This is a genomic window from Cellulophaga tyrosinoxydans (genome assembly GCF_900176415.1).
Taxonomy (GTDB): domain Bacteria; phylum Bacteroidota; class Bacteroidia; order Flavobacteriales; family Flavobacteriaceae; genus Cellulophaga; species Cellulophaga tyrosinoxydans.
This window is the reverse complement of the sequence record NZ_FWXO01000004.1, coordinates 197,212-223,426: the sequence shown is the minus strand read 5'-3', so window position 1 is coordinate 223,426 and position 26,215 is coordinate 197,212. Positions and strand designations below refer to the sequence as shown.

27 protein-coding genes are annotated in these 26,215 nt (G+C 33.2%); 14 read left to right on the top strand and 13 right to left on the bottom strand.

Annotation, left to right across the window (positions count from 1 at the left end):
• Positions 1–70 precede the first annotated feature (70 nt).
• The 5 genes from B8963_RS12565 to B8963_RS12545 all read left to right on the top strand — a co-directional run bounded on the left by B8963_RS12565 (position 71) and on the right by B8963_RS12545 (position 7,161).
• Entirely contained in the window at positions 71–973 is a 903-nt protein-coding gene (locus B8963_RS12565; RefSeq protein WP_084061880.1) for a DMT family transporter, read from the top strand.
• Positions 974–1,112: 139 nt separating this feature from the next.
• Positions 1,113–2,972 (top strand): DNA topoisomerase IV subunit B, encoded by a 1,860-nt coding sequence (locus tag B8963_RS12560; RefSeq protein ID WP_084061879.1) that lies wholly within the window; start codon positions 1,113–1,115, stop codon positions 2,970–2,972.
• A gap of 31 nt (positions 2,973–3,003) precedes the next feature.
• Entirely contained in the window at positions 3,004–5,667 is a 2,664-nt protein-coding gene (locus B8963_RS12555; protein WP_084061878.1) for a DNA gyrase/topoisomerase IV subunit A, read from the top strand.
• A gap of 13 nt (positions 5,668–5,680) precedes the next feature.
• Positions 5,681–6,109 (top strand): large conductance mechanosensitive channel protein MscL, encoded by a 429-nt coding sequence (mscL, locus tag B8963_RS12550; RefSeq protein ID WP_084061877.1) that lies wholly within the window; start codon positions 5,681–5,683, stop codon positions 6,107–6,109.
• 92 nt (positions 6,110–6,201) lie between these two features.
• Positions 6,202–7,161: a sterol desaturase family protein gene (locus tag B8963_RS12545; RefSeq protein ID WP_084061876.1), complete on the top strand. Its 960-nt coding sequence runs from the start codon at positions 6,202–6,204 to the stop codon at positions 7,159–7,161.
• A 62-nt stretch (positions 7,162–7,223) separates the two neighbouring features.
• Here the strand turns inward: B8963_RS12545 and B8963_RS12540 are convergent, their stop codons facing one another.
• From B8963_RS12540 to B8963_RS12520, 5 genes are all read right to left on the bottom strand, one after another.
• On the bottom strand, positions 7,224–8,099 hold the full coding sequence (locus B8963_RS12540; RefSeq protein ID WP_084061875.1) for a DUF5694 domain-containing protein: 876 nt from the start codon (positions 8,097–8,099) through the stop codon (positions 7,224–7,226).
• Between the two features lie 95 nt (positions 8,100–8,194).
• Entirely contained in the window at positions 8,195–8,953 is a 759-nt protein-coding gene (locus B8963_RS12535; protein WP_084061874.1) for a response regulator transcription factor, read from the bottom strand.
• A 118-nt stretch (positions 8,954–9,071) separates the two neighbouring features.
• Positions 9,072–9,896 (bottom strand): TerC family protein, encoded by an 825-nt coding sequence (locus B8963_RS12530; RefSeq protein WP_084061873.1) that lies wholly within the window; start codon positions 9,894–9,896, stop codon positions 9,072–9,074.
• Between the two features lie 2 nt (positions 9,897–9,898).
• Entirely contained in the window at positions 9,899–10,264 is a 366-nt protein-coding gene (locus tag B8963_RS12525) for a hypothetical protein (RefSeq protein ID WP_084061872.1), read from the bottom strand.
• A 59-nt stretch (positions 10,265–10,323) separates the two neighbouring features.
• Positions 10,324–10,707, bottom strand: coding sequence for a helix-turn-helix domain-containing protein (locus tag B8963_RS12520; RefSeq protein ID WP_084061871.1), 384 nt, complete (start codon positions 10,705–10,707; stop codon positions 10,324–10,326).
• Positions 10,708–11,002: 295 nt separating this feature from the next.
• On the opposite strand from B8963_RS12520, the gene B8963_RS12515 reads away from it, so the two are divergent.
• The 3 genes from B8963_RS12515 (at position 11,003) to B8963_RS12505 (ending at position 13,298) form a co-directional block, all read left to right on the top strand.
• On the top strand, positions 11,003–12,118 hold the full coding sequence (locus B8963_RS12515; protein ID WP_143312532.1) for a M14 family metallopeptidase: 1,116 nt from the start codon (positions 11,003–11,005) through the stop codon (positions 12,116–12,118).
• 109 nt (positions 12,119–12,227) lie between these two features.
• Positions 12,228–12,707: an Lrp/AsnC family transcriptional regulator gene (locus tag B8963_RS12510; protein ID WP_084061870.1), complete on the top strand. Its 480-nt coding sequence runs from the start codon at positions 12,228–12,230 to the stop codon at positions 12,705–12,707.
• 72 nt (positions 12,708–12,779) lie between these two features.
• Complete coding sequence (locus B8963_RS12505) at positions 12,780–13,298, top strand: DinB family protein (protein WP_084061869.1); 519 nt, start codon at positions 12,780–12,782, stop codon at positions 13,296–13,298.
• On the opposite strand, the gene B8963_RS12500 is transcribed toward B8963_RS12505, so the two are convergent.
• Both B8963_RS12500 and aroB read right to left on the bottom strand, forming a co-directional pair.
• Positions 13,290–13,622 (bottom strand): hypothetical protein, encoded by a 333-nt coding sequence (locus tag B8963_RS12500; protein ID WP_084061868.1) that lies wholly within the window; start codon positions 13,620–13,622, stop codon positions 13,290–13,292. The genes B8963_RS12505 and B8963_RS12500 overlap by 9 nt on opposite strands.
• 97 nt (positions 13,623–13,719) lie before the next feature.
• Entirely contained in the window at positions 13,720–14,781 is a 1,062-nt protein-coding gene (gene aroB, locus B8963_RS12495; RefSeq protein WP_084061867.1) for a 3-dehydroquinate synthase, read from the bottom strand.
• Positions 14,782–14,939: 158 nt separating this feature from the next.
• Between aroB and B8963_RS12490 the strand changes: the two genes are divergently transcribed.
• Complete coding sequence (locus tag B8963_RS12490; RefSeq protein ID WP_084061866.1) at positions 14,940–16,106, top strand: proline dehydrogenase family protein; 1,167 nt, start codon at positions 14,940–14,942, stop codon at positions 16,104–16,106.
• 6 nt (positions 16,107–16,112) lie between these two features.
• On the opposite strand, the gene B8963_RS12485 is transcribed toward B8963_RS12490, so the two are convergent.
• The 6 genes from B8963_RS12485 to porX all read right to left on the bottom strand — a co-directional run bounded on the left by B8963_RS12485 (position 16,113) and on the right by porX (position 21,042).
• Positions 16,113–16,493, bottom strand: a complete 381-nt coding sequence (locus B8963_RS12485; protein WP_084061865.1) for a hypothetical protein — start codon at positions 16,491–16,493, stop codon at positions 16,113–16,115.
• 9 nt (positions 16,494–16,502) lie between these two features.
• Positions 16,503–17,702 (bottom strand): alanine dehydrogenase, encoded by a 1,200-nt coding sequence (locus tag B8963_RS12480; RefSeq protein WP_084061864.1) that lies wholly within the window; start codon positions 17,700–17,702, stop codon positions 16,503–16,505.
• Between the two features lie 74 nt (positions 17,703–17,776).
• A complete protein-coding gene (locus tag B8963_RS12475) occupies positions 17,777–18,322 on the bottom strand; it encodes a hypothetical protein (RefSeq protein WP_084062171.1) in 546 nt (181 codons plus the stop codon).
• 92 nt (positions 18,323–18,414) lie between these two features.
• Positions 18,415–18,597, bottom strand: coding sequence for a hypothetical protein (locus B8963_RS12470; RefSeq protein ID WP_084061863.1), 183 nt, complete (start codon positions 18,595–18,597; stop codon positions 18,415–18,417).
• A gap of 471 nt (positions 18,598–19,068) precedes the next feature.
• Positions 19,069–19,485 (bottom strand): tRNA (adenosine(37)-N6)-threonylcarbamoyltransferase complex ATPase subunit type 1 TsaE, encoded by a 417-nt coding sequence (gene tsaE, locus B8963_RS12465; protein WP_084061862.1) that lies wholly within the window; start codon positions 19,483–19,485, stop codon positions 19,069–19,071.
• A 12-nt stretch (positions 19,486–19,497) separates the two neighbouring features.
• On the bottom strand, positions 19,498–21,042 hold the full coding sequence (gene porX, locus B8963_RS12460) for a T9SS response regulator signal transducer PorX (protein WP_084061861.1): 1,545 nt from the start codon (positions 21,040–21,042) through the stop codon (positions 19,498–19,500).
• Positions 21,043–21,151: 109 nt separating this feature from the next.
• On the opposite strand from porX, the gene B8963_RS12455 reads away from it, so the two are divergent.
• From B8963_RS12455 to efp, 5 genes are read left to right on the top strand one after another with little or no spacing between them, the layout of a single operon-like run.
• Entirely contained in the window at positions 21,152–22,381 is a 1,230-nt protein-coding gene (locus tag B8963_RS12455) for an HD domain-containing protein (RefSeq protein ID WP_084061860.1), read from the top strand.
• A gap of 23 nt (positions 22,382–22,404) precedes the next feature.
• Positions 22,405–23,430, top strand: coding sequence for a UDP-3-O-(3-hydroxymyristoyl)glucosamine N-acyltransferase (gene lpxD / locus B8963_RS12450; protein WP_084061859.1), 1,026 nt, complete (start codon positions 22,405–22,407; stop codon positions 23,428–23,430).
• Positions 23,417–24,817, top strand: coding sequence for a bifunctional UDP-3-O-[3-hydroxymyristoyl] N-acetylglucosamine deacetylase/3-hydroxyacyl-ACP dehydratase (locus tag B8963_RS12445; protein WP_084061858.1), 1,401 nt, complete (start codon positions 23,417–23,419; stop codon positions 24,815–24,817). Before lpxD ends, B8963_RS12445 begins: the two co-directional genes overlap by 14 nt.
• Entirely contained in the window at positions 24,818–25,603 is a 786-nt protein-coding gene (gene lpxA, locus B8963_RS12440; protein ID WP_084061857.1) for an acyl-ACP--UDP-N-acetylglucosamine O-acyltransferase, read from the top strand. It begins immediately after the preceding gene.
• Between the two features lie 8 nt (positions 25,604–25,611).
• Positions 25,612–26,178: an elongation factor P gene (efp, locus tag B8963_RS12435; protein WP_084061856.1), complete on the top strand. Its 567-nt coding sequence runs from the start codon at positions 25,612–25,614 to the stop codon at positions 26,176–26,178.
• The last annotated feature ends 37 nt before the right edge of the window (positions 26,179–26,215 follow it).

The window sequence follows — 26,215 nt, the reverse complement described above, 5'->3', positions numbered from 1 at the left end:
ATAATCTGGGTGTTGTAATTTAAAAGCTAATTCATTTGTATATGGGTAAGAACCCTATAAGTTTGTTAAGATGTTAAAAAACTCGTCTTCAACAACAATCGGGGTATTGTTTGCCATTTTAGGAATAATATTTTTTTCTGCAAAAGCGGTTTTAGTTAAACTTGCCTATCAATATCATGTTGATTATTTAACCTTACTCTTGTTTAGAATGACATTTTCTGTGCCGTTCTACATCATCATCGCATTTTGGAAAAAACCTAAGGCTAAGAATAGCATAAGAGTTACAGATTGGGTGTGGTTATTCTTTTTTGGTTTCATAGGCTATTATTTAGCAAGTCTTTTTGATTTTATGGGATTGCAATATTTAACAGCGGGGTTGGAACGAATCATCCTTTTTATATATCCAACAATTGTAGTTTTGCTTTCCTGGATATTTTTTAAAAAGAAGCTCACTAAAAATCAGTTTATAGCCATTATAGTAACTTATATTGGCGTTTTAGTAGCTTTTTGGGATGAAATTGGATTAAAAGGGGATGACGTTATTTTAGGAGGTTTTTTCATCTTCTTAAGCGCTGTAACTTATGCATCATATTTAGTGGGCAGCGGATGGTTAATACCAAAATTTGGTATGATGCAATTTACGTCATATGCAATGATTGTTTCCACAATTGTTGTGTGTATCCATTTTTTATTTCAAGGTAATTATGATGTTTTTCATTATCCTAAAGAAGTGTACTGGCTAGGCTTGGCAATGGCAATATTTTCAACTTTAATTCCTTCTTTCCTTGTTTCTGCTGCCATTGAGCGGTTAGGAGCATCAACATTTTCAATTTTTGGTAGTTTGGGTCCTATATCTACTATTTTATTAGCATTTGTGTTTTTAGACGAGCGAATTACCATGCTTCAAATAGTAGGAATGTGTATTGTAATTGTTGGTGTAACGTTTATATCTCTTAAAAAAAGTAAAGGGTAAAAATGAACTTAAAAAATGCCATAAAATCGTAGGCTATCAACAAAATAGCATATTGCTTTGTTGATTACTTTCGTGTTTCCTAGTTTTATCTTTCAAATACACTTCCTATATTAGCGATACTTTCGAAGAAACCCCTAACATGTCAGAAAACACTACACAATATACTGAAGATAACATCCGTTCGCTGGATTGGAAAGAACATATTCGTATGCGACCTGGTATGTATATTGGTAAGCTTGGCGATGGCTCGTCTGCTGATGATGGAATATACATACTTTTAAAAGAGGTTGTAGATAACTGTATAGATGAATTCGTAATGGGTTCAGGTAAGACTATAGAAATTTCTATAAAAGACAACCTGGTTACTGTTCGTGATTTTGGTCGAGGAATACCCTTGGGTAAAGTCGTTGATGTGGTTTCTAAAATGAACACAGGTGGTAAATACGATTCTCGTGCGTTTAAAAAATCTGTGGGATTAAACGGGGTAGGTACAAAAGCGGTAAACGCCTTATCTACTTTCTTTAAAGTGGAATCTTCAAGAGATAATAAACTTAAAACTGCTGAGTTTCATCAAGGTAATTTAGTTACAGAAGAAGGACCGTTAGATACCTCTAAGCGTAAAGGAACTAAAGTATCCTTTATTCCAGATGAAATTATTTTCAAAAAATATAAGTTCCGTAATGAGTATATAGAGCGCATGCTCAAGAATTATGTCTACTTAAATCCAGGATTAACTATCGTCTTTAATGGCGAAAAGTTTTATTCGGAAAACGGACTTAAAGATCTTTTAGAGGATAATAATAATATGGATGATATGCTTTATCCAGTTATTCATTTAAAAGGTGATGATATTGAAGTGGCAATTACGCATAGCAAAACACAATATAGTGAGGAATATCATTCGTTTGTAAACGGGCAACACACTACCCAAGGAGGAACGCACCAAGCTGCTTTTAGAGAGGCATTAGCGAAAACTATTCGTGATTTCTATGGTAAAAATTACGATGCTTCCGATATTAGAAAATCGATAATATCGGCCATTGCTATTAAGGTTATGGAACCTGTTTTTGAGAGTCAGACTAAAACTAAACTTGGGTCAACCGATATGGGAGGAGATTTCCCAACGGTTAGAACCTATATAAACGATTTTATTGGCACTAAACTAGATAATTATCTACATAAAAATCCTGAAACAGCCGAAAAGCTGCAAAGAAAGATTATGCAGGCCGAGAAAGAACGTAAAGAGCTTTCCGGCATACGTAAGTTGGCGAAAGACCGTGCTAAAAAATCTAGTTTACACAACAAAAAACTCCGCGATTGTAGAGTGCATCTTGGAGACACCAAGAATGATCGTTATTTAGAAAGCACATTATTCATTACCGAGGGTGATTCTGCATCAGGATCCATTACAAAATCTCGTGATGTAAATACGCAGGCGGTATTTAGTCTTAGGGGTAAGCCTTTGAATTCCTATGGCATGAGTAAAAAGATTGTTTATGAGAATGAAGAATTTAATTTACTTCAAGCAGCGTTGAATATAGAAGATTCGATGGAAGATTTACGATATAACAATATTGTAATAGCTACTGATGCTGATGTCGACGGAATGCACATTCGATTATTATTAATTACCTTTTTTCTACAGTTTTTTCCAGAATTGATTAAAGAGAATCATTTGTATATCTTACAAACGCCATTGTTTAGAGTGCGCAACAAAAAACAAACCTTTTACTGCTATAGCCCTGAAGAAAAACAAGCGGCGATTGAGGCATTGTCTGGTAAGCCTGAGATTACTCGATTTAAAGGATTAGGTGAAATATCTCCAGATGAGTTTCAACATTTCATAGGAGATGACATTAGGCTAGAGCCTGTGATGTTGGATAAAAACATGTCCATAGAGAATTTATTGGAGTTTTACATGGGTAAAAATACACCAGACAGACAAAAATTTATCATAGAAAACCTTAAAGTAGAGTTAGACTTAGTTGAGGATAACTAAATATAAACCAAAATAATACGAATCTTTCTAGATGGAAGAGAACGAAGAGCTGAACGAAGAAAATTTAAATAGTCAAGACGAGCAATTAGAAAATCAAGATAACTCCCAAGATTCCCTTACTAAAGTAACGGGAATGTATAAAGATTGGTTCTTAGACTATGCTTCCTATGTTATTTTAGAGCGTGCCGTACCTGCGATTGAAGATGGTTTTAAACCTGTTCAGCGCAGGATAATGCATGCGTTAAAAGAGCTCGATGATGGCCGTTACAATAAAGTGGCGAATGTAGTAGGGCATACCATGCAATACCACCCGCATGGTGATGCGAGTATTGCCGATGCTATGGTGCAAATTGGTCAGAAAGATTTATTAATAGATACACAAGGTAACTGGGGGAATATATTAACAGGAGACAGTGCTGCTGCATCGCGATATATAGAAGCCAGGCTCTCTAAATTTGCATTGGAAGTTGTTTTTAGTCCTAAAATTACGGAATGGCAATCTTCTTATGACGGCAGAAAAAAGGAACCAGTAAATCTTCCGGTTAAATTCCCATTACTTCTAGCGCAAGGTGCAGAAGGTATCGCAGTAGGTTTGTCTACCAAAGTTTTGCCTCATAATTTTATTGAGTTGATAGACTCATCTATTAAACATTTAAAAGGTCAAAAATTCACCATTTATCCCGATTTTCCAACCGCTGGTATTATTGACGTAAGCGGTTATAATGACGGACTTAGAGGAGGTAAAATACGAGTACGTGCCAAAATAGCACAACTTGACAAGAGTACATTGATTATCAATGAAATACCATATGGAACTAATACTTCTACTTTAATAGATTCTATATTAAAAGCCAACGAAAAGGGTAAGATAAAAATCAGAAAAATTGAGGATAATACGGCTGCGGATGTGGAAATTTTAATCCATTTACCGTCCGGATTATCACCTGACAAAACTATTGATGCTTTATATGCTTTTACCGCATGCGAATCTTCTATTTCTCCGTTAGGGTGTATTATAGAAGACAATAAGCCGCTATTTATTGGTGTCACCGAAATGCTAAGGCGTTCTACAGATTATACGGTAGAATTACTAAAGGCAGAACTTGAAGTTCAATTAGGAGAATTGGAGGAGCAATGGCATTTTGCTTCATTAGAACGAATTTTTATTGAGAATAGAATTTATCGTGATATTGAAGAAGAAGAAACCTGGGAGGGAGTTATTCGTGCCATTGACGAAGGATTAAAACCGCATATAAAACATTTAAAGAGAGCGGTAACCGAGGAAGATATTGCAAGGTTGACGGAAATTAGAATAAAACGTATTTCAAAGTTTGATATCGATAAAGCTCAGCAATTAATTGATAGTCTTGAAGATAAGATTGCTGAGGTAAACCATCACTTAGCACATTTGGTGGATTTTGCGATTGAGTATTTTAAAAATTTAAAAGTAAAATACGGTAAAGATCGTGAGCGTAAATCGGAAATACGTGTTTTTGATGATATCGAGGCCACTAAAGTAGTTATTCGTAACACTAAGCTATATGTTAATAGAGAAGAGGGTTTTGTAGGTACTTCTTTAAAGCGTGATGAATATGTGGCAGATTGTAGCGATATTGATGATATTATTGTCATGACTAAAAATGGTGAGATGATGATTACAAAGGTCGATGCAAAGACTTTTGTAGGGAAAAACATTATCCATGTAGCTGTATTTAAGAAGAAAGATAAGCGTACCATTTATAATATGATTTATAAAGATGGTAAAGGTGGTCCTAGTTATATTAAAAGATTTAATGTGACTGGTGTAACTAGAGATAAAGTGTATGACCTTACCAATGGCAGTCCAAACTCAGAGGTGTTGTATTTCTCAGAAAACCCAAATGGGGAAGCAGAGGTAATAACCGTATTGCTTAGACAGGCAGGTAGTATTAAAAAACTGAAATGGGATATAGATTTTGCTGATGTTTTAATTAAGGGGAGAGCGTCTAAAGGTAATATTGTTACAAAATATGCTATAAAACGCATTGAACTTAAAGAAAAAGGTGTTTCTACTTTAAAACCACGTAAAATATGGTTTGATGACATTGTTCGAAGATTAAACGTAGATGGTAGAGGTGAGTTGTTAGGTGAATTTAAAGGCGATGATTTGTTATTGGTGATTACACAAAAAGGAATTGCTAAGACTTTTTCACCAGAATTAACCGCTCACTTTGATGAGGATATGATTGTTTTAGAAAAATGGATACCCAATAAGCCAATTTCTGCAATTTATTATGATGGCGAAAAAGAACGATATTATGTAAAACGTTTCTTGATTGAAAATGGAAATAGAGAAGATTTGTTCATTTCGGAGCATTCAAAATCGTTTTTAGAATTAGTCTCTACGGATTGGCGACCTGTTGTGGAAATTGAGTTCGCTAAACAACGAGGTAAAGACGCTAAAGATAATCAAAGTATTGATATAGAGGATTTTATATCAATTAAAGGAATTAAAGCTTTAGGTAATCAATTAACTTCGGAAAAGGTTAAAACCATTAATGCCTTAGAACCTTTAGCGTATGAAATACCAGAACCAGTGTCGACTAGTGATATGGAAGTTGTGGATGAGGAAGCTTTGGATGATGATTCGGAAAACAAACCAGAGCAAAAAAATAAAGGCAAAGACACCGATGATTCTCAACCAACTTTGTTTTAAATAATTAATTTAGGTGAGAAAGTTTTTTCAAGAGTTTAAAAATTTTGCGATCAAGGGTAACTTGATAGATATTGCAATTGGGGTTATCATAGGTACTGCATTTAATAATGTAGTAAACGTTTTGGTTAAAAAAGTGATTATGCCACCATTATCACTTTTAACTGAAGATGTAAATTTACATGATAAGGTGTATGTGCTGAGAGCGGCAACTGAATCGAGTGAACAGATTGCTATTGGGTATGGCGAATTAATTGAAGTTTTAATAGATTTCTTTATAGTTGCACTTACAATTTTTGTGGTAATTAAATTTTTCAATAAGTTTAAAGATAAAGCCGAAGACCCCAAGAATAAAGAAGTAGAAACGCCTAAAAATATTGCGCTATTATCTAACATTGAAAAACTTTTAGAGGAACAAAATAAAATATTAAAAAATCAGAAATAAAATACAGAAATACCCTATTTCTTGTTAAATGGTATATGAAATCATAAATTAGTTATGGAATAATGGTATTTTTGCAAAATCAAAATCTTTAAATGGAATTTACTAACCCTTTGTTTTACGGTGGTCCGTGCTTTATAATTTTTATTTTATTAGAATTAACCTACAGCAAAAATCATGATGAACATCATGATTTGTATGATTGGAACGATCTTTTCGCAAGTGGATTTATGGGTGTAGGTTCTGCAATCCTAGCTGCATTATTAAAAACTATTTCTGCTATTGTAATTTTTGAATTTGTTTTTAACGTATTTAATCCAGAGGTCAACGGTGTTGCAACTAACATTTTTGGCTACGCAGCTTTTGGTTATGCTTGGTATGTATGGTTGCTTTGTCAATTAGCCGATGATTTTACCTATTATTGGTTTCATAGAGCAAATCATGAAATAAGAATTTTATGGGCAGCGCACATTGTGCATCATTCTTCGGATAATTTTAATTTAGGAACCGCGGTGCGTAATGGTTGGTTTACACTATTGTATAAGCCCTTATTTTATATGTGGATGCCCGCTATTGGTTTTAGACCAGAAATGGTGGTTTTTTGTTTGGGTATTGAGGCGTTGTGGCAGTTTCAGCTACACACGGTTTTATTACCTAAACTAGGTATTTTTGAAAAGTTTATGAATACACATACGATGCATCAAGTTCATCATGCACAAAATGTGGAGTATTTAGATAAAAACCATGGTGGTTTTTTAAACATATTTGATAGAATGTTTGGCACTTGGTTGGAATTGGATGATACTATTGATGTAAAATATGGTGTAATTCATGCACCAAACTCCAATAATCCAATAGTGATATTAACACATGAATTTAAAGACATTTGGAACGATTTGAAAAAATCACCTAAATGGAGCCATAAGTTTATGTATATCTTCGGACCTCCAGGTTGGAGTCATGATGGAAGCACTATGACTGTTAAACAACAGCAGCGAATGTTTAATAAGCAAAAATCTGAAAATCCGGAGTTAGCCTACAGTAGGCCAAACTAAAAATCTAAAAAAGGACCTTCGTAAAATGAAGGTCCTTTTTTGATTGATGAATTTTTTGAGTTTTATTTTAAATAAGCTAATGGATCTACAAGTTCGTATTTAGGACTTCTTTTCATTAAGCTTGCGATAAATGCTGCGTGTAAGCCTCCAGATAAAATAAAGACTCTATCTGTACTTTTCATTGGTATTCTATTGATATTGGAGAACATTCTCAAATTTCTCTGATACAATTTTGTAGCTTCGTCTGCACCCTCAAATCCGTTTTCTGACCCAACGTAGGTAAGTATGTCGGCGTTAATATTCATTAAAAAATCTTGATATTTTGGAGTGTTCATTAGTTTAAAATGGTCTAGTAAAGATAATTCTTCAGGATTTACATTAAACTCTGGATCATGGGCAAAAGGATTTTGAATATATGCGTTATAGGTAAGAGAATCGATGCTATTTACCATTTCATTACCTATGTTGTAATTGTATTCCATATGGTGATCAATACCGTATATTTTTTTAATTCCGTTTAAACGTGCAATTTCAAAAGCTACCATGCTTGTTTCTCCGTAATTTGAATCTAGTTTATCATTATTTTTTAAATAGGCTTGATAGGCTTCATTTATTTCTGCTTCGTTTTCAGGAGTTCTTTCCACACAAATAATCGTTGGTTTAAATTTAGCAAGCATTTCATTTAAAGCTCTAATTTCAGCTTGTTCCGAAGCTCCTTCTTCATTAAATTCAACTTTATGTGCATCTGGCGTAAATCTAAAATGGAATGAACCAATGTTTAAAACTGGAATTTTGGAAGCAGTTTTCTTAACAGTATCGGTTTGGGTGTTAGTTGATATTGTTTCTGATTCTGATGATTTCCCCTCTTTTAAATTGCAACTAAAATGTAGTGTAATAAGAAGTGTTAAGCATGCGGCTTTAAAATAATTTAAGGTCATTGGCTAATTTTTTTGAGTTAGTTTTACTTTGTTGTTCTTTAGTGATGCAAAGTAAAGGGTAACTTAAAAAAATATGGCTACCCAAAAGGGTAGTTTTATAATAAGCGATTATTGCTTAGTACAGCAATAGCTTCAGAGATATTAGATACATCCAGTTTTTCAAACAGTTTTTTGCGGTGAAATTTTACAGTGTCTGGTGAAATAAAAATAACTTCTGCAATTTCATTAGTGGTGAATCCTCTTGCCGAATATCTGAGAATTTCAAGCTCACGATCATTTAACTCAATTTTTGCAGCAGTTTTCCAGCATTCGGTTTCTAAATCGTATTTAAAGATTTTGTTGTCGCCGTCTTTGTAAATTTCAATATTACCAGAATTGCTTGCAGTAGATAGTGAAATGATGCAGAGCGCTTTCCAAATTTTTCCATTATCCGCTAGAAACAAAGGAGTAAGTTCTTGATGCACCATGATGACTTTATGGTCATTGTTTTTTAAGCGAAAATCATAAGATATAATGTGTTTTTTTCTTTCCGCTAAGGGTATTTGGTCATAAAAGTCAAATCCTACCATATTTACCTTTAAAAGCAGTTCTAGATCTTCTTTAAGAACATATTTTAGGTAGAATTCATAACCTAATGCTTGAACTTCCTCGCCAGAATGTCCACATAAAAACAAAGGGTGATTGGAAACAAATTCAAATCCTTTTTTTTGATAGTCAATAACGCAAATACTTTTGTTGGTTGTTCTAGCGAATGCTTTTATAGGCTCTAAATAATTTAATGTCTGATCATAATCTTTACGGGTAACTTCATGTACAGTGTTTTGGTAAGAAAAAAAATCATCTGACTTGCTCATGATCGTATCAACGTATTAGTTTTTAAAGCTAAAAAAAATGCCTTAATAAACAATACTCACATTGTTTATTAAGGCAAAATTATTTTCTATTTTTTAATTGAATTTCAAGGGCATAGATTTATTCTATGTCCTCTTTGATCTCTGTAGGCTTTTTATTTTTCTTCATTCGCATATCAAAGAATTCTACCATTAAAGAAAATGCGATGGAAAAGTATAAATATCCTTTAGGAATAGTGCCTACTTCATTACCAAATACAATTAAATGATTTATGTGTGCTGATTCTGCAATTAGCATAAAGCCTATCAATATTAAAAATGATAAACCTAGTACTTGAATTGAAGGGTGCCTGTTTACAAATTCGCCAACAGGGTTAGCAAAAAGCATCATAATAATTACTGAAATCACTACAGCAACAACCATAAGCACTAAGGCATCGGTTGGATTTGGCGATATTCCATTGGTCATACCAATAGCTGTTAAGATAGAATCAAATGAGAAAACAATGTTTATTACAGTAATTTGAAGAATGGCACTAGATAGCGATTTTTTTCGGTGGTTTATTACTTCACGTTCGTCATGCCCTTTGTCTTCAATTTTTTCATGAATTTCTTTGGTGCTCTTGTATAACAGAAAAAGTCCGCCTAGAAATAAAATTAAACCTTGACCACTAATACCGCCTGTAATCCAAGACTCGTTAAGTACTAAGAAAGGTTTTTTCATAGCCGTTAAAAGTGATATTCCGAACAATAATAAAATTCGCATAGCCATAGCTAAAAACAAACCAATATTAGTTGCCTTTTTGCGTTGGCTTTTTTCCAATTTGCCAGCGGCTATACTGATAAAAATAATGTTGTCAATACCTAAAACAATTTCTAAAAAAGTTAATGTAAGTAATGCAATCCAAGCATCTGGGCTTGTGAAAATTTGAAAAAGCTCTAACATAGTTAATTGGTTTTTATAGCGGTCCCTTTAGATTTTGTGGATTTGCCCACAACGTTATATTCAAATGTATACGAATTAGTAGTTGTAGAAAGTATTTTATAGTGTATTGGCGTTTGTTTGTCGCTAGGTGTTAAAATAAATTCGCAGTTATTAAGCCAACGTACCGCAGCGGTATCAATTTTATTCTCGTAATGTTCAATGCTGTATTTGTCGGTTCTTTCAAATTCACTACGTTTTTTTTCGCCATTTACATCGTATTCAAAAGTAAAGGTGCCCGTTTTAAAACTGGCGCAATCGCGTTCAGGTTGGTAACAAGATGTTAGGCCGAGCACACATAGTATTGCCAAAAAAAATAATTTACTCCTCATAGGTACAAATTAAAGAAAATTTGTTGGGTTGTACTAGGGTAGAAATAGTGAATTGTAAATTATTTATCATACACATCAAAAGTACCATCAGAATAAAAAATGATAACCTTGTCTACTTTTTTAACCGTTTCTTTTTTTTCTTTTACAGGTTCTTTAATTGGTGCCTCGGGTAAACTTAGTGAGGTTTGTAGGGGAGGTGCAATTTGTTTTTCGGGCTTGGATGGAAAAGTGCCTTTACCATTTAGCAGCCAATATAAATTTACTTCAGGAAAAGCTGAAGTAACTTTTAAAACAAATTCTAAACTTGGTTTGTTTCGTCCAGAAAGCAAATGCGAAATACTGGAGCGCTGTACGGAAATCGTATCAGCGAAAACTGCCGCCGAAAGACCATAAAATTCCAGTATTTTTTCAAGCCTTTTAATAAATTCTTCTGAATTTACCATTGTAAACAATTTTTTAAGGTTTTAAACTAATACAGCCTATGAATATGGACGGTATTTACTTTGTGTTTTACGTTATTTCTTTAATATTAAGTCTAGATAAATTAAAACAAATGACTGATTTACAATTTATTAGGTGGTTTTGGTTAAAAACACCATAAAACTAACCAAGTTAAAGTTACAATTGTATATCAGAATGACCAAATATACAAAAGTATTGTATACAAATGTAAATTAAGTAAGTTACAATTGTAAATTAAATAGGTCTTATTTTTGCAGCTCTATTAGAGCAATTTATATGATTAATTATAAGCAATTACATAGTGCAGTTAAGGTCAATTCTATACAAGGAAGGTATGTTATAAACGACATGATTTTCCCTTTCTTGGATCAATTAAACACTAATTTTCAGGTTGAAGTTATTGGAAATTCTGTCTTAGGTAAACCTATAAAATCGGTAACTTTTGGTAATGGACCAATCAAAATTTTTATGTGGTCGCAAATGCATGGCAACGAATCTACCACTACAAAAGCTGTGTTAGATTTTCTAAACTTCATTAATCAAGGATCCGATTTGGCACAAACCATTTTAAACGGGTGTACGATTAAGATTATACCTATACTAAATCCTGATGGCGCTACTGCTTATACTCGGGTAAATGCTAATGAAATAGATTTAAATAGAGATGCACAGGATAGATCACAGCCCGAAAGTGTTATTTTAAGAGCTACATTTGATCAGTTTCAGCCAGATTATTGCTTTAATTTACATGATCAGCGTACAATTTTTAATGTGGGTACCACCCCTAAACCTGCAACAGTATCATTTTTAGCCCCAGCGCATGATCCAGAACGTAGTATTTCTAAAACAAGAGGAATAAGTATGCAATTAATTGTAGCGATGAATAAGGTGTTACAAACTTATATTCCGGGGCAGGTTGGAAGATATGATGATGGGTTTAATGCTAATTGTGTTGGAGATACTTTTCAAATGCAAAATAAGCCAACTATTTTATTCGAATCTGGGCATTTTCCAAACGATTATGAAAGAGAACAAACCAGGGAATTAATCTTTATTGCAATGCTGTCGGGAATAGCGGTAATAACTCAGCAAAATTTGGAGGAATATCCTCAAAAAGACTATTTTTTAATACCGGAAAATGGTAAATTATTTTACGATATTCTTATTAAAAATGCCGATTTTGTGAATAAATCATTACAAAAAGACCAAACCATAGGCGTTTTATATAAAGAAACCTTAATTTCAGAAAAAATACATTTTGTTCCTTCGTTAGAGAAGATTAAAAAAAATGATACTTTTTTTGGACACATCACACTTAATTGCTTGAATAATAAGGATTTAAAAAAAATTAAGGATATGTCAGAACTATGGGATTTGCTATGTTCTAATTGAACAATTTTATTGAATAATACTAATTCATTACATTTTTGTTAAAATTATTTAACTTTTATTGAGTTTAATTTCTTAATTAGTTACTTTTGTTTAAAATTATAGAAATAAAATGGGAAAAGTTAAATTAGACGAAATAGACCACCAAATTCTGGATATGTTAATTGACAACACCAGAACTCCTTTTACAGATATAGCCAAAAAACTACTGATTTCTGCTGGAACAGTACATGTTAGAGTAAAAAAAATGGAAGAGGCGGGTATTATTAGAGGATCTTCATTAACTCTTGATTATGTAAAACTAGGATATGCATTTATTGCATATGTAGGTATATTTCTTGAAAAAACACATCAAACTAAGTTTGTATTGGAGCGTTTAAATCAGATTCCAAATGTAACTGTTGCCCATATTACTACTGGAAAATTTAATATTTTCTGTAAAATAAGAGCTAGAGATACCAACCACGCTAAAAACATCATTTTTAAGATTGATGATATTGATGGAATCAGCAGAACAGAAACAATGATATCGTTAGAAGAAAGCATCAATGATAAAAAACGTTTGATGCATACCATTTTTAATGAATTGTAGACTATACATACGCACTAAAAATATAAATCCCTTTGGTATCTTACCTTTGGGATTTTTTTTAAATCAAAATTTATGAAAGTTTCTCAATTATCGGAGGAAGATTACAATCCTTATTATAAAACCTATATAAATGCCTTAGGTGATGTAGATCTTAAAGATGTTTTAGAATTTGGGTTACAAGAATTTACAAAATTTGTACAAGCTATACCTGAAGATAAACTGACTTTTAAATATGCAGCGGGTAAATGGTCTATTGCAGAAGTATTATTGCATATTATAGATACTGAAAGAGTTTTTCAATATCGAGCCTTGTGTTTTTCAAGAAATGATAAGGCATTTTTTCCTGGCTTTGAACAGGATGATTACGTGGAAAATTCTAATGCCAATAGTAGAAGCAAGGAGCAATTATTATTAGAGTTTAAGGCCGTAAGAGCATCAACTCAAGCGCTCTTTAATTCTTTTAATGAAGTGGATTTGCAAAAAAGGGGGGTTGCCAGTAACTCCACTATGAGTGTTGCAGCTGCTGGTTTTGTAATAGCTGGTCATTTAAATCATCACCAGCGAATTTTGGTTGAAAGGTATTTAGTCTAAATCTTCTTCAACTTCATATTCATTTTCAAAAGTAAGCTGTTCAATTTCTTCTGAAGAATCGTCATCAGAAAATCCTTCTGGTTTAGAAACTAATTCTTTGGCAATACTATCGTCAAAATTGGCAATAAAGTTAGAAAGGCTCTTACTTATTTTAACTAAGTAGATAATATCGTCGGTTTTTACTTCCACAGCTTCTACATATTCGCCGTGCATGTTTTTAAACTCTATAATGTCAGAGTCTCCATATCCATGTGGATAATTTTCAATTAATAACGCAGCAACTTCGTGGCTTAACTTCTTGTAATCTACAATTTTACGTAACATAGTTTGGTTGGTTTAAGATTATATACCTAAACTATGTTATTTTGTAGATAAAGATAATTAAGAGTTGTGTAAACCCTAATTATAGTGCATGAAGTATTTATTCTTTGTAGTAAGTAAAAGCTTGTTCTAATAATTCTTGTGGCACTTTAACATCTATTTGTGGTTCGCCTATCTTTTTTAATAACACAAAATTGATGTTACCATGAGAGTTTTTCTTATCAAACTTAAGTAGTTTCAAAATTTCAGTAATATCATTCTTAGAAAATTCAACTTTTGAATACCTGCTTAAAAAAACTTTTTTAATTGTTTCTAGTTCAGTATAAGGTAAGCCTGTAAGTTTGTGTGACAAAAACCCTTCTAGAATCATACCAGCCGCAATAGCTTCACCATGTAACAGTAATTCATGCTCTGGACTTTCTAAAAAATAGGATTCAACAGCATGGCCCAATGTGTGTCCGTAATTTAATATTTTTCTCAGATTTTGCTCTGTAGGGTCTTCTAAAACCACTTTGTTTTTAATGGTTACAGAATGATGTATTAAATGGTCTAGCTGAGTAAAATTGTTTAAAATCTTTAAATCATTCCAATAATTAGCATCTTGTATTAAACCATGTTTTAGCATTTCAGCAAACCCACTGTGCAGTTGTCGCTCTTCTAGAGTTTGTAAAAAGCTAGAAACAACCAAAACCATAACAGGTTGGTTTATAACGCCAACTTGGTTTTTAAGTGCTCCCAAGTCAACACCTGTTTTTCCGCCAACAGAAGCATCAACCATAGCTAAAAGAGTAGTAGGTACGTTTATAAAATCAATACCACGCTTAAAGGTAGAGGCTACAAATCCTCCAAGGTCTGTAACTACACCACCACCAACGTTAATAAGAACACTTTTACGATCTGCATCTAACTCAGAAAGAACTTCCCAAACTTGAGTACAGGTTTCAATATTCTTATAAATTTCACCTGGTTCTATTTCAATAATTTCAAAATCATAATCACCTTCAATTTCAGCCATAAACGGAGCTAGGCAGAAATTATGAGTGTTTTCATCAACCAAAATAAATACCTTAGAATAATTTGCCTTTTTTAAATGAGCATTTAATTCTGTGTAGGCAGTTTCGTTAAAATGCACTGCATAAGAGGAAGATGTAATAGATTTCATTTTTTACTTTTTAAATCCCTCTAGAGCTGCAATCTTAGCTTAAGATACTGTTCTAAGGGTATAAGTTGACTCAAAATTTCATGCAAAATAAAGACTATTTTTAGTTCTATTAATACAAAATGTGTGGTTATCTTTGAATCCTTATAAAATTAGCAATAATGAATCCTATTTTTGAGAATACTGCAACAGCTTTTGCTTTAAAAACAGATGCTGAATTAGAAAGAGCCTATTTTTTGTTTAAAATGATTTCTAAAGAACCCTTGGTTAAAATCGGAACAGCAATGACAAATTTTGCCATAAAAGCAAAACTTCCTGTCGAAGGTCTGATAAGAGCTACAGTGTTTGATCATTTTTGTGGTGGAGTTAATGAAAAAGATTGTATACCTGTTGTAGATAAGTTATTTACCAAAGGTGTGAGTTCTGTTTTGGATTATTCTGTGGAAGGTAAAGATACCGAAGATCCTTTAGATGAAGCTTTGGAAATGATTCTTAAGGTGTTAGATTTTGTTAAAGAGAAAGAAGCTATTCCTTTCGCTGTTTTTAAACCAACTGGTTATGGTAGGTTTGCTTTATTTCAGAAAATAAGTGAAGGAAAAGAACTAACTAAAGACGAGAAAAGTGAATGGAGTAGAGTAGTAGCGCGTTTTGAAAAAACGTGTCAAAAAGCTTATGATCTTGATGTAGCCTTGTTGATTGATGGTGAAGAAAGTTGGATGCAAGATGCCGCCGACCAATTAGCTGAAGACATGATGCGAAAGTACAATAAGAAAAAAGCCGTAGTATTTAACACGCTACAATTGTATCGTTGGGATCGGTTAGATTATTTAAAAGGGCTTCAGGAACGTGCTAAAAAAGACGGATTTAAAATAGGGATGAAGGTAGTTCGTGGTGCTTATATGGAGAAAGAAAATGAACGTGCAGAAGAAAAAGGGTATCCTTCGCCAATATGCAGTACCAAAGCCGAAACCGATAGTAATTATGATACAGTAGTGGCGTATATGATAGACAATCTAGATGACATGTCTATTTATATGGGAACACACAATGAAGAGAGTTGTTATAAAATGCTAGACTTAATGAAAACAAAAAAATTAGCTCCAAACCATTCTAGTATTTGGTTTGGACAATTGTATGGCATGAGCGACCATATTTCGTTTAATTTAGCAGCAAATGGATACAATGTATCTAAATATTTACCTTTTGGACCTGTTAGAGATGTTATGCCATACCTTATTAGAAGGGCAGAGGAAAATACTTCAGTTGCAGGGCAAACAAGTCGAGAATTAAATTTGCTTAAAACAGAGCGAAAAAGAAGAAAAATATAAAAGGTATTATTGAATACTTTCTATAATAATTTTGGTGGGGCAATTGGTAACCTTTAAGGTTTTCATTGCTCCACTTTCTGTTTCATTCTCAATGAAATAGGTTTTGCAAGGTGTAGATTTTGTATCGCTATTTTTAAAGTCTACATCACCATGTAAGAAAAAATCTTTAATTCGTAATGAATCAATTTCTCCATTAGCAAGCATGCGAGTAACTTCATCGGAATAAGAATACGATTTGGAACGTAAATCTTTCAGTACTCTGCAATTTGGTAAATAGCAGAATTCTGTACCGGTCTCTTTAGACTTATTTTGAAAAAAAAATACTAAAAATACAATACCAATAGAAAGCCCAAAAATAAAGAAGCCTAATCGCTTTAAAAATGACATAGAATAGGATTAAAAAATAAGAAAATTAATATCGTTGTAAGAAAGATCAAACCATTCTCCAACGGTTTTATTGGTAAGAATGCCTCGGTAAAAATACAAACCATTTCTTAGTCCTTTGTCAAACCGCAACGCATTTTCAACACCGCCATCTTCACCAATTTTTAATAAATACGGTGTGAAAATATTGCTTATTGAAATAGATGCCGTTTTTGGATAGCGAGATGGTATATTAGGTACAGCATAATGTATTACACCATACTTTTCCTTTGTTGGTTTATCATGACTAGTTATTTCACTGGTTTCAAAGCAGCCTCCCATATCAATACTCACATCGATAATTACTGCACCTTTTTTCATGTGTTCTACCATAGTTTTAGAAACTACTACTGGAGAACGATCCTTGCCACGTGTTGCACCAATGGCAACATCGCAACGTTTTAAAGCTTTTAAAAGATTTTTTGGCTGTATGGTAGAGGTGTAAACTGTTTGTCGTAAATGTGTTTGTATGGTTCTTAGCTTAGTGATGGAATTGTCAAATATTTTCACGTTAGCTCCTAAGCCAATTGCGGATCGTGCAGCAAACTCACCAACGGTACCTGCACCAATGATAACAACTTCTACTGGTGGAACACCACTGATGTTTCCGAACATAAGACCGTTGCCATTATTGGTATTTGCCATTATTTCTGATGCAATTAATACAGAAGATATACCAGCAATTTCACTTAAGGAACGTACAGCTGGGTATTTGCCATCATCATCCATAATATATTCAAAAGCTATGGCTGTAAGCCTTTTAGAAGCAAGCTTTTCGAAGTATTTTTTTGATTGGGTTTTTATTTGAAGCGCAGAAATAATGGTGGTTTGCGGATTCATTAGTTCTATTTCGGCAAGGGTAGGAGGTTCCACTTTTAAAATTATGGAGCAACCAAAAACTTTTTTAGTGTCTCGTGTAATTTCAGCCCCTGCATTGGTATAGTCAATATCTGAAAAATGCGCTCCTTCACCAGCACCAGCTTCAAGTAATACACGATGGCCATTGGCTGTAATGGCATTTACAGCATCGGGAGTTAAACAAATACGTTTTTCTTGGTATTGATTTTCTTTAGGAATCCCTATATAAAGTTCTCCTTTTTGGCGTAACACCTCCAACATTTCTTCTTGAGGAAGTAATTGTTGCTTACTAAATGGCGAAGTTGGCTGATTCATATGCTGTAAATCTTGTAAAACATACCTATTAAATATAGGAAACTATGCATCAAAAGATGATAGTGAAAACAAATTTACAACTTTTTAGCTTCTTCTTCTTTCTCTTTTTGTAAGCGTTCTTTTTCTTTGTATTGTTTCAGCTCTGCATCCATAGCCTCTAGGTCGATACCTAATACATGTTTGTCAAAAAGTTTTACACGAATAAAATACACAAAAGGAGTTATTACTAGCATAATTGGGATAATCCAGTATATTTCTGCTTCATCAATAATATTAGAATCTTGTGCTAATGCGCTAAAAATCTGAAAGGCATACATCGAAATCGGGATAAGAATTATGTGATACCACCAATGTTTACAAGTGAAGAACCATAAAATTAGAAGTAGAAAAGGAATAAGTTTGCCCATGAGTAACCACATGGTAACATAAATACTTAGATTAAATTTACTTTCATATGTAAATAGCCAAGTTTCGAATACTGGTTCATCAGGAAAATAATTGTAGATATAAAAAAAATATGGTGAGATTGCTATAAATAAAGCCACGAGACTACCTATGAATAAACTTTTAGATTTTTTCTTGGTTGAATTTTTTTCTTTTAACTTTTTATTTACGGCCATTATCATTCGTCAATTTGGGGGATTCTAATTCCTATAACAAAAAAAAAGGGTTTCTAGTATTTAGAAACCCTTTTTTTAACTGAAAATTCTTATTATCCGTTAGCAGGAACTTTTATTCTCGTTTTTTCAATTCCATTAGCAGGAACCTTTATTCTTGTTTTTTCAATTGAGTCATTTTCATAAGCTGCATCATCAGAAGCACTTGTTGAAGTACATGAAGTGAATGCGAAACATGCGATAGCTGCCAAGGCTAAAAGGGGTTTTTTTGTGTTCATCGTAATTAAATTTAGTAAAAGGTTAATTTCATTTTCGAAACAAATGTAGGAAAAAAATTACATCCTACAAGTTTTTCATCGTTAAAATAACACATTTTAACTTAAAAAAGATACGTTTTGTCGAAAAATGTGTATTTCAACGAATTTTATATACTAAAAGTTATGTCTTTACGATACGTGAACTTAGGGCTACAAAGGGATAGAAGGAATTTTATATATGAACTGTTGGTTTTTAAGAAATTATAAACCGTTGTGCATTTAGATTCTATTTTTGATAAGTAATGTCATTTCGAGTGATTTTACGCCCTTTTAGGGTGGAAAATAGTATCGAGAAACTTTCTTATTCCAAAGTGTTCTCGATACACCTGATTTTTCAATGAAATAATTGAAAAATCACGTACTCGAACTGACAATTTCTAGTTGTACATCCATCATGCACAACAGATTAATTATAGATTTTCAAAAGAAATATTAATTATTTTCTACTACAATAGATCTCGTAGTACTATCTACAAGTTGTAAGTAAATATGTGCAACATCATCAGGTAATAATGAGGCTACTTTTTCAGGCCACTCCATAAAAATCCATCCTTTGGAATATAGGTAATCTTCCAGACCAAAATCCAAGGCTTCACTTTCATTATTGAGTCGGTAAAAATCAAAATGATAGCCTAACAATGCTCCATCGGATTTTTGGTATTGATTGACAATTCCAAAAGTAGGGCTGCTCACATCGCCATCACCACCAAGTTCTTTGACTATGGCTTTTATTAAAGTGGTTTTTCCAGCACCCATTTCACCATGAAAGCACAATTTTTTAGAAGCCACTGTGGCTAATAGTTCTTTAGCGATTTCGCTAAGTTCATTTTGTTGGTATTTTTTTTTCATTTTGCAAAGTAACTACCTCGGCTCTAAAACTACAAACGGAATAATCATTTCTTCTAACGAAACACCACCATGTTGGTAGGTGTTGCGATAATAACTCACATAATGATTATAATTATTGGGGTAGGCAAAAAACAAATCGTTCTTTGCAAAAATAAAAGAGCTGCTCATGTTGATACTCGGTAAGTAAATATCTTTCGGATTGGTGGACTCGTACACATCTTTTTTCTCGTAAGATAAACTACGGCCAGTTTTGTAGCGAAGATTAAGACTGGTGTCTTTATCACCAACCACTTTTGATGGCTGCTTAACGTTTATAGTCCCATGATCTGTGGTGATAATCAATTTTTGCCCCATGCTTTGTGCTTGCTGTATAATTTCTAGTAAGGGCGAGTTTTTAAACCAGCTTTGCGTAAGAGAGCGGTAGGCTTTATCATTAGATGCAAGTTCTTTTATAACTTCCATTTCTGTTTTGGCATGCGAGAGCATATCAACAAAATTGTACACAATAACCGTTAGATCATTTTTCTTTTGTGTTTTGTAATTCTGCGATAATTGCTTTCCTTGTTTTAAGCTGCTAATTTTATGGTATTCCCAAGTTAAATCAAGTCCTAATCGTTTTAGTTGTGCACCCAAAAATTCGGCTTCAAATAAATTTTTACCACCATCATCAGTATCATTTTTCCACCAATCTGGATACTTTTTCTCCATGTCTAGTGGCGTAAGTCCCGAAAAAATGGCATTCCTAGCGTATTGTGTTGCTGTTGGTAAAATACTGTAGTAATTGGTTTCTTTCTTTTTCTTAAAAAAAGGTGATACCGTATCTTCAAAAGCAAGCCATTGGTCATACCGTAAATTGTCAATTACCACCAAAAGGGTAGGTTGGTCTTTAAGCTCAGGTTTTACAAGCTCTCTAAATAAGGTATGTGATAATACAGGAGCATCTTCATCGGTAAACCAATCTTCGTAATTTTTATCGATAAACTTACCAAACTGATTATTGGCTTCTACTTTTTGCGATTCTAAAATCTCAAACATGCTAGAATCTTCAATTTCTTCTAAACGAAGTTCCCAAGAGATTAGTTTTTTATATAATTCTGCCCATTCTGTATGTGTATTTACCATGGATAAATCCATCGCAATTTTCCGAAATTCTTGTTGGTAATTTGCAGTAGTTTTTTCTGATACTAGGCGCGAATTATCCAAACTTTTCTTTAACGAAAGTAGAATTTGATTCGGATTTACGGGCTTTATTAGGTAATCGGCTATTTTAGAACCAATAGCTTCGTCCATAATGTACTCTTCTTCACTTTTGGTAATCATTACCACAGGCAAAGTAACATCTATTGCTTTGAGTTCAGTTAGCGTTTCTAAACCTGAAATACCCGGCATGTTTTCATCTAAAAAAACAATATCAAATCTTGTTTTGGCAACTTCTTCCAGTGCTTCTTGACCGCTTTTACAGGTAACTACATTATAATTCTTGCTTTCTAGAAATAAAATGTGCGACTTTAATAAGTCTATTTCATCATCTACCCAAAGAATGGTTATTTTGTTCATTTATTAATTTTAAAGCTTACATATTTAACAAAGGTTACAAAAATGTATTTATTGAAGGCTAAACTTCAAATCAATTTGTATAACTTTGACGGTAATAAATCATTTTAATTTGATAAAATCAAAGAAACTTGAAATTTTTAATGATCCAATTTACGGATTTATAAATATACCCAATTCCTTAGTTTTTAACTTAATTGCTGAACCTAGTTTTCAACGATTAAGAAGAATTTCACAAATGGGACTTTCTTATTTAGTATATCCGGGTGCGCATCATACCCGATTTCATCATGCTGTGGGGTGTCTGCATTTAATGCAACAAGCGGTGCAAGTGCTTAGGCTTAAGAATATTGCAATTTCGCAAGAAGATGAAGACGGACTTTATTGCGCTATTCTATTGCATGATATTGGTCATGGGCCTTTTTCACATGCCATGGAACACAGTATTGTAGAAGGCGTAAATCACGAGCAAATTTCTTTACTTTTCATGGAAATGCTGAATAAGAAATTTAACGGAAGTTTAACTACAGCCATTGAAATTTTCAAAGGAAACCACCCTAAAAAATTCTTAAATCAGTTAGTTTCTAGTCAGTTAGATATTGACAGGCTTGATTATTTAAAACGGGATAGCTTTTATACCGGAGTAGCAGAAGGCAATATAAATTCCGAGCGCTTATTAATGATGCTCAATGTTGCTAATAATGAATTGGTGATAGAAAATAAAGGAGTTTATTCTGTTGAAAAATTTCTAATGGCTCGAAGGTTTATGTATTGGCAGGTATATTTACATAAAACGGGTATTGTGGCAGAGCAATTATTGATAAATGTATTAAAGCGTGCTAAGGAGTTGCTTTCTAAAGGTGAAAATTTATCGTGCAGTCCGGCATTATTATATTTTATGAAGAATAAAATAAGTATTGCAGATTTTACTGATAACGATTTGGAACGTTTTGCACAGTTGGATGATGTAGATATACTTTCAGCAATAAAACAATGGCAATACACATCAGATAAGGTATTGTCTAAGTTATGCCAAATGATTTTGAATAGAGATTTGCTACATATTAAGGTGAAAAACAAGCCTATTAAAGATGAAAAATTGCTCAAATATCGTGAGTTGTTCATGAAGGAATATAATATAAACGCAACAGATATTGAGTACTTTGTATACGCTGGAGTCATTCAGAATCAGGCCTATAATGCCAATAAACAAAATATAAATATTTTAAGAGATAATGGCAGAATCACTGATGTTATTAAGGTTTCTGATCAACTAAGCTCTAAAATGGTTTCTAAAATTAGCACTAAGTATTATATGTGTTATCCTAAACTTTCTGTATAACTATTTTTGTTACTTTTGCTTTTATGAAATTTACAGCTAGTCAAATTGCGGGTATTTTGGAGGGAGATCTTGAGGGTAATCCTGATATTGCGGTTGATAAATTGGCTAAAATCGAAGAAGGAGAACACGGTTCTCTTACTTTTTTAGCAAATCCGAAATACACACCTTATATATATACCACTAAATCGTCTATAACTATTGTTAATAGAGATTTTGTTGCGGAGCACAATTTAAGCACCACACTTATTAAGGTTGATGATGCTTATGAATCCTTCTCAAAACTTTTGTCGTACTACGATCAAGTTAAAAGTAATAAAACAGGTATTGAAGATCCGTCTTTTATAGATAAAACTGCTACATACGGAGAAAACTGTTATATAGGTGCTTTCTCTTATATTGGCGAAAATTCTAAATTAGGTAATAATGTAAAAATTTACCCCAACGCCTTTGTAGGAGATAATGTTATTTTAGGTGATAATGTAATTGTTTTTGCAGGAGGTAAAATACATTCAGATTCTATCATAGGAAATAATTGTGTAATACACAGTGGTGCAATAGTTGGTTCTGATGGATTTGGTTTTGCTCCAAATGCCAATGGGGAGTTTAATAAAATTCCACAAACAGGTAATGTAATATTAGAGGACAATGTAGATGTAGGTGCTGGTACTACCATTGATAGAGCCACTTTGGGTTCTACCATTTTAAGAAAAGGAGTAAAGCTAGATAATCAAATACAAATAGCTCATAATGTAGAAATTGGTGAGCATACGGTAATCGCTGCGCAATCTGGAGTTGCTGGTTCAGCTAAGATTGGTAAACATTGTATGATAGGAGGTCAGGTAGGTATCGTTGGCCATATAACTATAGGAGATAATGTGCGTATTCAAGCACAATCAGGAATAGGTAGAAATATTAAAAGCGGCGAAATTATTCAAGGATCACCGGCATTAACATACGGCGATTATAATAAATCTTATGTGCATTTTAAAAATTTACCAAAAATTATAAATAGGATTAACGAATTAGAAAAAAAAATTGGCCGTGAGTAATACGAAACAACGAACAATTGCGAAAGAGGTTACACTTTCAGGTGTAGGATTACATACAGGAGAGAATGTAACAATGAAATTTGTGCCAGCACCTGAAAATACAGGGTATGCATTTAAACGTACTGATTTGGAAGGCGAACCTATTATAGAGGCTGACGCCAACTACGTTGTAAATACACAACGAGGAACAAATCTTGAAAAAAGGGGCGTTAAAATTCAGACTTCAGAACATGTTTTAGCTGCACTTGTGGGGCTGGAAATAGATAATGTTATTATAGAGTTGAATGCTCCAGAACCACCAATTATGGATGGTTCTTCAAAGTTTTTTGTTGAAGCGCTTGAAAAAGCTGGCGTTGTAGAACAAGAAGCAGATAGAGAAGTATATATTGTAAAAGATATAATTTCTTATAAAGATGAAGCAACAGGTAGTGAAATTACGCTTATACCTTCCGATGAATATCAGGTAACCACAATGGTAGATTTTGGTACTAAGGTTTTAGGCACCCAAAATGCTACTCTAGATCGTATTTCAGATTTTAAAAGTGAAATTTCCGAAGCCAGAACATTTAGCTTTTTACATGAATTAGAAATGCTTTTAGAGCATGGTCTTATTAAAGGTGGCGATTTAAATAATGCCATTGTTTATGTAGATAAAGAAATTTCTAATGATACCATGAAAAAGCTTGAAAAAGCTTTTAATAAAGAGAAACTGTCTATTAAACCAAATGGTATATTAGATAATTTAACATTGCATCACCCGAATGAAGCAGCGAGACATAAATTACTTGATGTAATAGGTGATTTAGCTCTGGCGGGTATGCCTATAAGAGGTAAAGTAATTGCTAATAAGCCTGGACATTATGTAAATACGCAATTTGCCAAAAAATTATCTAAAATTATAAAGGCAGAAAAACGTAATAATGTTCCTCAGTACGATTTGAATCAGCCTCCTTTGATGGATATTCATCAAATAATGGATGTACTGCCTCATAGACCACCATTTTTATTAATTGATAGAATTTTAGAGCTATCTGATAAACATGTGGTTGGAATGAAAAATGTGACCATGAATGAAGGTTTCTTTGTAGGGCACTTTCCAGGAGCACCAGTAATGCCAGGGGTACTTCAGGTAGAAGCAATGGCGCAAACAGGAGGTATTTTAGTACTAAGTACCGTGCCAGATCCAGAGAATTATTTAACATTTTTCATGAAAATGGATAATGTAAAATTCAAACAAAAAGTACTTCCTGGTGATACGCTTATTTTTCATTGTAGCCTTATAACACCTATTAGAAGAGGTATTTGCCATATGCAAGCATACGCTTATGCAAATAATAAATTGGTATGCGAAGCTGAATTAATGGCGCAAATAGTTAAAACAAAATAAATGAATCAACCACTGGCTTATATTCATCCAGGAGCGAAGATTGCTAAAAATGTAGTAGTAGAGCCTTTCACCACAATACATAATAATGTTATAATTGGCGAAGGTACTTGGATCGGTTCTAATGTCACCATTATGGAGGGTGCTCGCATTGGAAAAAATTGCAATATCTTTCCCGGTGCAGTAATATCTGCTCCTCCTCAAGATTTAAAATATGAAGGTGAAGATACTACTGTAATTATTGGTGATAACACCACTATCAGAGAGTGTGCAACAATTCATAAAGGTACATCGGATCGGATGAAAACCGTCATCGGAAAAAATTGCTTAATAATGGCTTATTGCCATGTGGCTCACGATTGTTTGGTAGGGAATAATTGTATTTTTTCCAACAATTCTACGTTGGCAGGTCATGTTACTATTGGCGACAATGTTATTTTAGCCGGTTTAGTAGCAGTGCATCAATTTGTATCTATTGGGCAGCATGCATTTGTAACAGGAGGTTCTTTGGTTCGTAAAGATGTTCCTCCTTATGTAAAAGCTGCACGAGAGCCGCTTTCTTATGTGGGGATTAACTCAGTGGGATTAAGAAGAAGAGGATTTGTTTCTGAGAAAATTAGAGAAATTCAAAATATTTATAGAATTCTATATCAAAAAAATTATAATAATTCACAAGCAGTACAAATAATTGAAGCCGAGATGGAGGCAACTCCAGAACGAGATGAAATACTTCAATTTATTAGAGATTCGCAAAGAGGTATTATGAAAGGTTATTTTAGTACAAATTAGAGAAATTTATGGCATCAACTTCAGACATTAGAAAAGGATTATGTATCCGTTATAACAATGATATTTTTAAAATCATTGAATTTTTACATGTAAAACCAGGTAAAGGTCCTGCTTTTGTGCGTACCAAATTAAAAAGTGTAACTACAGGTAAAGTTTTAGACAATACATTTTCAGGAGGTAGTAAAATAGAAGATGTGCGTGTGGAAACACGTTCGTATCAATACTTGTATCCAGAAGGAGAAACCTATCACTTTATGAATACGGATGATTACAATCAGATTACACTACCTGAAAGTGCGTTAGACGCTCCTGGGTTATTAAAAGAAGGTACTATTGTTACTATTCTTTTTAATACCGAAGATGCTATGCCATTATCTGTAGATATGCCAGCAAGTGTTGTTTTAGAAGTTACGTACACCGAACCAGGTGTAAAAGGTAATACAGCAACCAACGCCACAAAACCTGCAAAAGTAGAAACCGGCGCAGAAGTCAATGTACCTTTATTTATAAATGAAGGTGATAAAATTAAAGTAGATACTGCTTCTGGCTCTTACATGGAGCGAGTAAAAGAGTAAGTATTTTATTTAAGAATGCAAATATCCAATACGTATA

Coding starts and splice junctions, on each gene's coding strand:
- B8963_RS12565 (WP_084061880.1), top strand. CDS start 71: ATGTTAAAAAACTCGTCTTCAACAACAATCGGGGTATTGTTTGCCATT.
- B8963_RS12560 (WP_084061879.1), top strand. CDS start 1,113: ATGTCAGAAAACACTACACAATATACTGAAGATAACATCCGTTCGCTG.
- B8963_RS12555 (WP_084061878.1), top strand. CDS start 3,004: ATGGAAGAGAACGAAGAGCTGAACGAAGAAAATTTAAATAGTCAAGAC.
- B8963_RS12545 (WP_084061876.1), top strand. CDS start 6,202: ATGGAATTTACTAACCCTTTGTTTTACGGTGGTCCGTGCTTTATAATT.
- B8963_RS12540 (WP_084061875.1), bottom strand. CDS start 8,099: ATGACCTTAAATTATTTTAAAGCCGCATGCTTAACACTTCTTATTACA.
- B8963_RS12535 (WP_084061874.1), bottom strand. CDS start 8,953: ATGAGCAAGTCAGATGATTTTTTTTCTTACCAAAACACTGTACATGAA.
- B8963_RS12530 (WP_084061873.1), bottom strand. CDS start 9,896: ATGTTAGAGCTTTTTCAAATTTTCACAAGCCCAGATGCTTGGATTGCA.
- B8963_RS12525 (WP_084061872.1), bottom strand. CDS start 10,264: ATGAGGAGTAAATTATTTTTTTTGGCAATACTATGTGTGCTCGGCCTA.
- B8963_RS12520 (WP_084061871.1), bottom strand. CDS start 10,707: ATGGTAAATTCAGAAGAATTTATTAAAAGGCTTGAAAAAATACTGGAA.
- B8963_RS12515 (WP_143312532.1), top strand. CDS start 11,003: ATGATTAATTATAAGCAATTACATAGTGCAGTTAAGGTCAATTCTATA.
- B8963_RS12510 (WP_084061870.1), top strand. CDS start 12,228: ATGGGAAAAGTTAAATTAGACGAAATAGACCACCAAATTCTGGATATG.
- B8963_RS12505 (WP_084061869.1), top strand. CDS start 12,780: ATGAAAGTTTCTCAATTATCGGAGGAAGATTACAATCCTTATTATAAA.
- B8963_RS12500 (WP_084061868.1), bottom strand. CDS start 13,622: ATGTTACGTAAAATTGTAGATTACAAGAAGTTAAGCCACGAAGTTGCT.
- aroB (WP_084061867.1), bottom strand. CDS start 14,781: ATGAAATCTATTACATCTTCCTCTTATGCAGTGCATTTTAACGAAACT.
- B8963_RS12490 (WP_084061866.1), top strand. CDS start 14,940: ATGAATCCTATTTTTGAGAATACTGCAACAGCTTTTGCTTTAAAAACA.
- B8963_RS12485 (WP_084061865.1), bottom strand. CDS start 16,493: ATGTCATTTTTAAAGCGATTAGGCTTCTTTATTTTTGGGCTTTCTATT.
- B8963_RS12480 (WP_084061864.1), bottom strand. CDS start 17,702: ATGAATCAGCCAACTTCGCCATTTAGTAAGCAACAATTACTTCCTCAA.
- B8963_RS12475 (WP_084062171.1), bottom strand. CDS start 18,322: ATGGCCGTAAATAAAAAGTTAAAAGAAAAAAATTCAACCAAGAAAAAA.
- B8963_RS12470 (WP_084061863.1), bottom strand. CDS start 18,597: ATGAACACAAAAAAACCCCTTTTAGCCTTGGCAGCTATCGCATGTTTC.
- tsaE (WP_084061862.1), bottom strand. CDS start 19,485: ATGAAAAAAAAATACCAACAAAATGAACTTAGCGAAATCGCTAAAGAA.
- porX (WP_084061861.1), bottom strand. CDS start 21,042: ATGAACAAAATAACCATTCTTTGGGTAGATGATGAAATAGACTTATTA.
- lpxD (WP_084061859.1), top strand. CDS start 22,405: ATGAAATTTACAGCTAGTCAAATTGCGGGTATTTTGGAGGGAGATCTT.
- lpxA (WP_084061857.1), top strand. CDS start 24,818: ATGAATCAACCACTGGCTTATATTCATCCAGGAGCGAAGATTGCTAAA.
- efp (WP_084061856.1), top strand. CDS start 25,612: ATGGCATCAACTTCAGACATTAGAAAAGGATTATGTATCCGTTATAAC.